General features: G+C 64.3%; 1 protein-coding gene and 1 pseudogene. One reads left to right on the top strand and one right to left on the bottom strand.

Annotated features, from left to right (window positions below; all coding sequences use genetic code 11):
* Positions 1–770: dihydrodipicolinate synthase family protein (locus A5707_RS10895; RefSeq protein ID WP_065014502.1), on the top strand; the 770-nt coding region annotated here is incomplete at its 5' end.
* 6 nt (positions 771–776) lie between these two features.
* Here the strand turns inward: A5707_RS10895 and A5707_RS24860 are convergent.
* Positions 777–894, bottom strand: a pseudogene (locus A5707_RS24860) (hypothetical protein); the annotation flags it as partial.

The raw sequence follows: 894 nt of genomic DNA on the forward strand, positions 1-894 counted from the left end.
TCGAAGAAGCCAGGGTCGTCAACCCGGATGTCGTCGTCCAGGCCTGCACCGCAGCCATGTCGGCCAAGGATTGCCTTGATCTGACGCTGCACGCGCAGCGCGCCGGCGCCGACATCGCCTATATCCAGACCCCGATGATGGAGGCTCACGGCGGCGAGGGAGTGCTGCGGTTTTTCACCTATATCGCTGAACGCACCGACATCGCGCTGGGCATGTTCAATTCGCCGTCCTCAGGCTACGTGTTGAGCCCGGCCGAGAGCGCGAGCATTTACCACGAAATCCCGGCGGTGTGCGCGACGAAGGAGGGCGCCTTCCGGCCGGCTGCCAGCCGACTGCTGCATGAGCTGGCGCCCGGTCTGGTGCTGTGGGAATGCGACAAAACGGTGTACCGGGCCGGCTGGCTGCGCGACGGAATCGTCTGCCCAGCGCAATTGGGCACCGCCGGCTACCTGTTCGAGACGCCGCAGCGGCGGTTGCTGTCGGAGTATTGGGAGCTGATCGTCAACGACAAGCTCGTGGAGGCGATGGACTACGGGCGTGATTCGGGCCTGGACCAGTTCGACATCGACATGGGTTCCTGGTTCACCTGCTATCCGGGCCGACCCGATTACTTCACCCATTGGGGCGGTGCGTTCAAGTACGCTGCATCGCTGCTCGGGCTGCCGGTCGGCGGCTATCCGCATTCGCGTCCGCCGCAAGCCGAGGTGCCGGCCGAAGCCAAGACCCAGATCGAAAGCGCTTACCGCCGACTGAGACTCATTGAGGCATAGGCCGGCTCAGCCCTGGTCGGCGATGAGGCCTTCGAGAAGTTCGGCGATGTGCTGCTGGCCGGCGGCTGCTGCGTCAAGCTTGCCGCGAATCCCGATGAATCCGTTGTCGACCTGGTTGAATCGC

Source organism: Mycobacterium kyorinense (assembly GCF_001672775.1).
GTDB classification, from domain to species: domain Bacteria; phylum Actinomycetota; class Actinomycetes; order Mycobacteriales; family Mycobacteriaceae; genus Mycobacterium; species Mycobacterium kyorinense_A.